We start from the raw sequence: 6215 nt of genomic DNA, 5'->3' as shown, positions 1-6215 counted from the left end.
TCTGGAATATCCAGCAGCATGACCGCCAGGGCAATATCAAAACACCAGTAGCCAAAATAAGCGCCCTCGGCCCCTTTCAGACTGTTGGACCAGTAAATGGGCGAGATTTTCTTTTTCCAGCTGGCGGCGTATTCCCGCAACCGCGCTTCACGCTGATCAGCCGCCGAGCGCCAGACTTCCAGCAGCGGCGCATAGACCTTCGGAAATGCGCATTCGCAGGCCACAGGCGATTCACATTGCCCAGCGCGCGGGCCGCCTCGTCCATCAGCGCATCTTTGCCCGCATGGCCTATGGCCTCCAGAAGCCGCCGTGCATCTGGGTTTCTTCTAATAAGAAATATCGGTTGTGTTCATCAACAGAAAGCAGGCCAATCCTATTTTTGTGACGATAGACAACACGGTTATATTGCTTTGCATAAAATTACGGTTTACTTTCGGCGTATTCTTGCAATGCACGAACCCCTATATCCGTTATCCAATAAACCGGATTTAACTTGTCTGCTTGTTTTTCTGTGCGTATATATCCTCTCTCAGTTAATGAACAGGCAATATCAAATACATGGCGCTCATCCAGATGACGCCATCCTCCATGCAACCATGCAGTTCTATCCAAGGTGTAAAAATTCAATTTCCCATCGTTGGCACGGATGAATTTGAGCAATGTGATTTCACTTTGTTTCAGCATCAGTCAACCCTGAAACCCCACGGTTTCAACGCATCTGGATAATAAAGGATACTATTATTTGAGCCATCGCAGTCATCTCAAGAAACCTTAATATTAGATCCGTTTCTGTTTCATTATTTAAAACAGGCGGGCGGCGAAACTAAGCACACGCCCGCATAGATCAGATCTCTCGAGTTTTAGAATGCTATAAAATCAATTATCAAAGCATTAATCATTGCTTTTTTAAACAGTACCCGTACGCTTTCTTGTTGCTTCCTGCAAGCAATAAACTTGCAATTAGGAATTATTGCTAAGCGGCTTTATATTATACATTTGCTACATTAAAATCGTGTCTATCATCTTTTGTCAATTATGACGCTATCTGATTGAAATCAGTATACATAATTCAAAAAATTACAACCTGCAAGCCATTTGCGCTTCAGTATTTAATGGATTCCAGAATCTTGGTAACAGCTTCCGGATCATATGTGGATGTTGGTCTGAAGTATCCATTGGGAGCGCCATCGTCACCAATTAACCAGTAGCCAACATACGCCTCTTTAGGTATTTTGGGAAAAAGGTGAAGACATCTTAGATCAAACTCTATCATCCAATGATGAGCCTGACTAGGATGTTTCATACGCATAAATTTTGGAAGTATTCTTCTTGATTTTTCAATAGGCCGGTAACTATCGTTCTTGACAAAATCTTCAAAAATCTCTCCGGATTCATTGACTCTCCATGCTCCTTCAATAGCTTCTGGGGGAATATTATCTCCATCAGGATATTTGCAATCGATCTTATAAACCCATCCATTCGGATTTCTCTTTGCTTCATCAATCATCTCCTGACTGATGTCTGAATCATGCATAATTACACTCCTATTTCTGATAGCTTGGGCCTTTCATAATATCGCCCAACGAACCATTTTGCAACACCCCTCTGGTATTGATAATATTTTCAGAAGGTATTCGTCCAACAATCGCAACCCCTTCTTCAGTTGGAAACACTGATGGCTCGCCCAATGAAGCATTTATATCAATACCATGTAGTCTACGGGGATCAATCTTATACACGTGGCCGCCTAATTATGTAAAATCTCCGACAACTTCTCTGGAAGTGGACGTAGCGATATAGATGCTATCGTTATTTTGACCTGATACGAACAAGATCAGCGCCTGTACCACGTAAGTCAAGGTCTTTAGTAAATATCTCTTTATTGAAAAACTTTCTCCCATAAGCAACAGGTCAAAACCGTGGCATCATTGGCAGTATTTCTGATAAACAAGGCTGATGGCGTTTTCGAAGATCACTCCCAAACCGGATTCCCCTGATATATCCCTTGCATGAAAGCCGCGCATGCCACGATCAAGGCGCGGCCTGCCGCGCCGCATCCATCAGATCAGCCGGGTAATACGCGCTTTTTCTCAAGGCCGCGTCTGGAATATCCAGCAGCATGACCGCCAGGGCAATATCAAAGCACCAGTAGCCAAAATAAGCGCCCTCGGCCCCTTTCAGACTGTTGGACCAGTAAATGGGCGAGATTTTCTTTTTCCAGCTGGCGGCGTATTCCCGCAACCGCGCTTCACGCTGATCAGCCGCCGAGCGCCAGACTTCCAGCAGCGGCGCATAGACCTTCGGAAACACGCATTCGCTGGCCACAGGGCGGTTCACATCTCCCAAGGCGCGGGCCGCCTCGTCCATCAGGGCATCTTTGCCCGCATGGCCTATGGCGTCCAGAAGCCGCCGGGTTTCTTCTGGCGTGAAATGCAGGGCCACACTGAATGTCATCATGGTCAGTGCGTCATAGACTGCATCCAGCGTTATTCGCGCATAAAGATCGCATGTCTTCTTGAATTCGATGGGACTATTGGCCATGACGCGTTTCTGGATTTCCTTTGCCTGAATCCAGAGCAGGATGCTGCCGCGCATCTCTTCCAGTCTGTCGCCCCGGCTGAACCGGTATATGCAACTGATGAAGGCATCATTCACAAGTGTGAATGCCCGGCCAATCCGCCCCTCGATATTCGGAAATGTTTCAACATCTGCCAATCGCTTTTCTATGGCGGCGTCAATCAGGCCGATGTATTTGTCGAAATAGACAACATCCTTGTTTTTATCCCGGGTCATGGTTTCTCTGAACTGAACCTTGGAGAAAATCAGTATCCTCCGAAAGGGCCATAAACGACATTGCCATCATTCATTCGCTTCATGAATTCATCTTGGTCCGGCATTTCGCCCGCATAGATTCCCCATTGTTCCTTGACATGAACATCCCAGTCACTTGCCTCAAGCATCGCGATAGGCGTCAATATCTCGACGGGGTAGAGGCTATCGGATATCAGCTTTTCCAGCACCTTTTTGACGGCCTCCTCGTAATTGGCCGATGCAGCATAGCAACTGGCGTAGGCATCGCTCATGCTGTCCGGCATAATGGAGTTTTCCATTCTCCGGACATGAACCCGAATGATAAATACATGACCCATCTTCTGAATCTCAAAAATCTTCCTTTTTGTGATGCAATCGCTCCACTATTGCCTGAGCCAGAGCAAAGTAGTTGTTTTCCGGTGGCGAATCACTGGAGACAAAGGCAATACGCCTGACGAAATATTTCAGCCCTACGCGCTGGCAGGCAAATTCAACACCAGCTTTTACCTGCCGCGCAACCTCATTTTCATCAAGCCGCTTTATTTCATCCGCTTTCAATCTGAGGACTGATATTTCCACATCATTCACGGGAATATCAGAAAAAACCAGCTCAAGATAATTATGCGTTGGCCCGCTCATATGGACTGCTTTGCAGGCATCGCCGCTTTTGATAAATTTCATATGGCAATCACTCTCCGACAGCTTCTTTCAAATTTGAAATCTTCGATGCAAATAGGTCTTATAATATTTCCAAAAATTAGTCCTAGTCCGATTTTAGATACATGCCCAAATAAAAACAAGCTTCGCCAGAAGCAAGGCGTGATACGCTCTGCTTTGCTTGTTTTATTCATCGAGCCGACGCACAGCGCCTGGAATATCCATCCGCACAGTCTCCGAATCGAATAGAACTGTGCCAATTCTTGGCAATAACACAGTCCATAATTATTTAACGACTACGTTCATTTTGATGATCGCGTGAAACCTGTCTGTTCTTTCCATATTCAGACAATTCTTCGGCACTGAAAAGAACTTTCACTCCATTTTTCAAGAGGAAATCTATCGCATGCTCCGCTATTTCATCATCGTCTATGACCAGAAGAAAAGGGTCTCCTTTGCTGAAGAAACCAACTAGACTATTCTTGTCATCTCCTGATGGCGGAGACAATACATAAAAGTCCTCCAAAGGAGCATAGGCCAATAAATGCCGTTTTATCTTTTCTTCCATCTTTCTTTCCTTTTTGTCTTCCATTCTTCTTGGCCGGTTGCCCAAAATCGCGTAGTTTCATCGGGGCCGATGATGATTTGGGAAACAGGGCGCGGCTCGTTCGGATGTTGCTTCCAATAACGATTTAATACATTAATATCTGCTCTAGACGGCAAGGGGTTGTTAACTCCATCACGATCCAGAGGATGCGTATGTGCTATAGGACGCGCATTTGGCGGTATCGGCACAGAAATTGGGGACCCGCTTCTGAGAATGTAGCGTCCATTTTCACGCGTCAACGTAAATTCAACTCCTGTTTTTTCAGTCAGCTGCCATAGATCATTAAATAAGATCTCCGCTTTGATCCAGTATAACTCCATCTGTTCCTGGAATGTATCCTGTTTTTAGCAATTCAGAAATTGTTGAGACACGCCATAACTCTGGTGAACGCGGCAGAGATAGACCAGATATTCCTGATTGAGCCAAAATTACGGGTTCAACCTTTCCGAGGACAACTCCATTAATTATTTTTCTTGGCACATTATTAGGTTGGCTAACAGACGCTGATTTCAATCCTGCTGTCCCTGACTGCGCCAAAGACGCAGGCCCGAGCTGCCGCCCCATTGATCTGGAAGAATTTTGAATATTACGGTACTATGTCGCAGCGTTCGCCTTCACATCTACCCAGTCCCGACAGATGCCACAGCCGCCTGACTAATAACGCATCTCCTTCTCCCCCTGCTTGGCTGCGCAGCCACTGGTGAGTATTGGAAATGGTACTGGAAAATCCTTGATGCTATACAGATTTTTTAGGTTATCCACCTATCGCGTCGCATCCACCAAATCAGCCGGGTAATACGCGCTTTTTCTCAAGGCCGCGTCTGGAATATCCAGCAGCATGACCGCCAGAGCAATGTCAAAGCACCAGCAGCCAAAATAAGTGCCCTCGGCCCCTTTCAGGCTGTTGGACCAGTAAATGGGCGAGATTTTCTTTTTCCAGCTGGCGGCGTATTCCCGCAACCGGGCTTCACGCAGATCAGCCGCCGAACGCCAGACTTCCAGCAGCGGCGCATAGACCCTCGGAAACGCGCATTCGCTGGCTACAGGGCGGTTCACATCGCCCAAGGCGCGGGCCGCCTCGTCCATCAGCCGCATCCTTTCCCGCATGGCCTATGGCGTCCAGAAGCCGCCGGGTTTCTTCAGGCGTGAAATGCAGGGCCACACTGAATGCCATCATGGTCAGTGCGTCATAGATTATATCCAGCATTATACTCTGATAAAGCACACATGTTTTTTTGAATTCAGTAAGAGTATTGGCTATAACGCGCTTTTGAATTTCCTTGACCTGAATCCAGAGCAAGACGTTGTTGCGAATGTCTTCTATCTTGTCGCTACGGCTAAATCGATAAATGCAGTTGGCCAATGCATCATTACTGAGCATATGCGCAACGCCAAGACGGCCCTCTATATTCGGGTGCGTCTCGATAGCCGTCAGATATTTTTTAATATTATCTTAAGTTAAATTAATATATCTGTCAAAATATGAAATATTTTTGTTTTATCTCGGATCATGGTTTCCCTAAGCTGAATATTGAAAAATCAGTAGGACTATAAAAAACATTGTCATCATCCATTCGTTTGCATCATGACCTTTCTGAATAATAATCCATCTTGGACTTCTTGCACGTTAATGCCATCCATACTCCAAGAAGGCAGATGAATGGGGATTACAATATCTTTTGCTGCGTTCTTCTCATACAACAATGCAAGAGTGGAGATAGAAAGTGTTTTCTGTAATTCAGCCAGATTTTCCCATCCTCCATCAAATGGGAATGTGACCAGTTCGACCATCCTTATGCCCGAATCATCGAGATTGCATGCAAAATGAGGTGACATAGTTATTCCGCGATTAGAACTAAATCTAACAACTGGTAGTTTTTTAAGCTTCTCTATCCAGGCTTCTGCCTCTGTTTCACTCATGATTCCACTTTCCAGTGGATAGCAGGGCATACCGTCTCTGATCAGGAATAACATTTTATTTCTGATCATCTGTGATTTCACGCTTTCCCAGAGACCGGGAATAACTTTCGGATTTTTGGGAAACAACATACTTAACCCCTGTTTCTTCTGCATCAAACTTCCATATGGCAAGCTGCAAAATTTTCTAATGATACATTTATCCCCCTTAGATGATATTCTG

The 6215-nt window shown here is 45.5% G+C and carries 11 protein-coding genes; 1 reads left to right on the top strand and 10 read right to left on the bottom strand.

Annotated features, from left to right (window positions below):
* The 9 genes from C1720_RS12400 to C1720_RS12375 all read right to left on the bottom strand — a co-directional run.
* The coding region (locus C1720_RS12400) for a PoNe immunity protein domain-containing protein (RefSeq protein WP_233199977.1) at window positions 1-224 on the bottom strand (224 nt) is incomplete at its 3' end.
* A gap of 196 nt (window positions 225-420) precedes the next feature.
* Window positions 421-684: a hypothetical protein gene (locus C1720_RS13450; RefSeq protein ID WP_146007053.1), complete on the bottom strand. Its 264-nt coding sequence runs from the start codon at window positions 682-684 to the stop codon at window positions 421-423.
* A 418-nt stretch (window positions 685-1102) separates the two neighbouring features.
* Window positions 1103-1534: a hypothetical protein gene (locus C1720_RS12395; protein WP_102284408.1), complete on the bottom strand. Its 432-nt coding sequence runs from the start codon at window positions 1532-1534 to the stop codon at window positions 1103-1105.
* Window positions 1535-1544: 10 nt separating this feature from the next.
* Window positions 1545-1739, bottom strand: coding sequence for a hypothetical protein (locus C1720_RS13445; RefSeq protein WP_146007052.1), 195 nt, complete (start codon window positions 1737-1739; stop codon window positions 1545-1547).
* Window positions 1740-2031: 292 nt separating this feature from the next.
* Window positions 2032-2793 (bottom strand): PoNe immunity protein domain-containing protein, encoded by a 762-nt coding sequence (locus tag C1720_RS12390; RefSeq protein ID WP_102284407.1) that lies wholly within the window; start codon window positions 2791-2793, stop codon window positions 2032-2034.
* A 29-nt stretch (window positions 2794-2822) separates the two neighbouring features.
* Window positions 2823-3083: a hypothetical protein gene (locus tag C1720_RS12385; RefSeq protein ID WP_146007051.1), complete on the bottom strand. Its 261-nt coding sequence runs from the start codon at window positions 3081-3083 to the stop codon at window positions 2823-2825.
* Window positions 3084-3159: 76 nt separating this feature from the next.
* Entirely contained in the window at window positions 3160-3492 is a 333-nt protein-coding gene (locus C1720_RS13440) for a hypothetical protein (RefSeq protein ID WP_146007050.1), read from the bottom strand.
* Between the two features lie 265 nt (window positions 3493-3757).
* The gene (locus tag C1720_RS13435; RefSeq protein WP_146007049.1) at window positions 3758-4060 is read right to left on the bottom strand and encodes a hypothetical protein; all 303 of its coding nucleotides are present in this window, start codon (window positions 4058-4060) and stop codon (window positions 3758-3760) included.
* A 777-nt stretch (window positions 4061-4837) separates the two neighbouring features.
* A complete protein-coding gene (locus C1720_RS12375; protein WP_102284404.1) occupies window positions 4838-5182 on the bottom strand; it encodes a PoNe immunity protein domain-containing protein in 345 nt (114 codons plus the stop codon).
* Here C1720_RS12375 and C1720_RS12370 point away from each other — a divergent pair.
* On the top strand, window positions 5181-5537 hold the full coding sequence (locus C1720_RS12370; protein ID WP_102284403.1) for a hypothetical protein: 357 nt from the start codon (window positions 5181-5183) through the stop codon (window positions 5535-5537). The two genes, C1720_RS12375 and C1720_RS12370, sit on opposite strands and share 2 nt — an antisense overlap.
* A 104-nt stretch (window positions 5538-5641) precedes the next feature.
* Here C1720_RS12370 and C1720_RS13430 read toward each other — a convergent pair whose 3' ends face one another.
* Window positions 5642-6148 (bottom strand): hypothetical protein, encoded by a 507-nt coding sequence (locus tag C1720_RS13430; protein ID WP_146007048.1) that lies wholly within the window; start codon window positions 6146-6148, stop codon window positions 5642-5644.
* Between the last annotated feature and the right edge of the window lie 67 nt (window positions 6149-6215).

Origin of the sequence: Ottowia massiliensis (genome assembly GCF_900240305.1) — a bacterium.
Taxonomy (GTDB): domain Bacteria; phylum Pseudomonadota; class Gammaproteobacteria; order Burkholderiales; family Burkholderiaceae_C; genus Ottowia; species Ottowia massiliensis.
Note: the sequence above shows the minus strand (reverse complement) of the source record. Positions and strands in the feature narration are given on the sequence as shown.